Annotated in this window: 2 pseudogenes; one reads left to right on the top strand and one right to left on the bottom strand. The window is 61.7% G+C overall.

The window, feature by feature from the left end:
* Positions 1-109: 109 nt before the first annotated feature.
* Positions 110-223: pseudogene (locus ABGA94_RS11435) on the bottom strand (YiiX/YebB-like N1pC/P60 family cysteine hydrolase); the annotation flags it as partial.
* Here ABGA94_RS11435 and ABGA94_RS11430 point away from each other — a divergent pair.
* A pseudogene (locus ABGA94_RS11430) lies at positions 210-326 on the top strand (EscU/YscU/HrcU family type III secretion system export apparatus switch protein); the annotation flags it as partial. The pseudogenes ABGA94_RS11435 and ABGA94_RS11430 overlap by 14 nt on opposite strands.

The raw sequence follows: 326 nt of genomic DNA, 5'->3' as shown, positions 1-326 counted from the left end.
TCTACCGCGGCATCCACAAGCTGGTGGCGGGCGCGATGCTGCGCATCGATCTCAGCGACCATGCCGCGGGTTGCTCCAGCCAGGCCGAGCAGGGGGGCGCGCGTTACTGGTGCGCACGGAACGCACGTTCAATGAAATCCGAACAGTAGTAGCTGTCCTCATTCAACACATACGACGTGTTGTAGGGCTTGCCCAGCATCATGCGTGCGGTCGCGATCGTCTCCGCCCCGCCTTTGGCACGCGCCTTGTATCGGGAAGGCCAACTCGGAAAGGAAATTCCCGTGAGACTGTATTCGGCCGTCGCCCAGGTCCTGTCCTACGTCTAC

Origin of the sequence: Stenotrophomonas sp. 3diitr2024 (assembly GCF_042136455.1) — a bacterium.
GTDB lineage: Bacteria > Pseudomonadota > Gammaproteobacteria > Xanthomonadales > Xanthomonadaceae > Stenotrophomonas > Stenotrophomonas sepilia.
The sequence above is the reverse complement of the archived record's forward strand: the minus strand, read 5'-3'. Positions and strand labels throughout refer to the sequence as shown.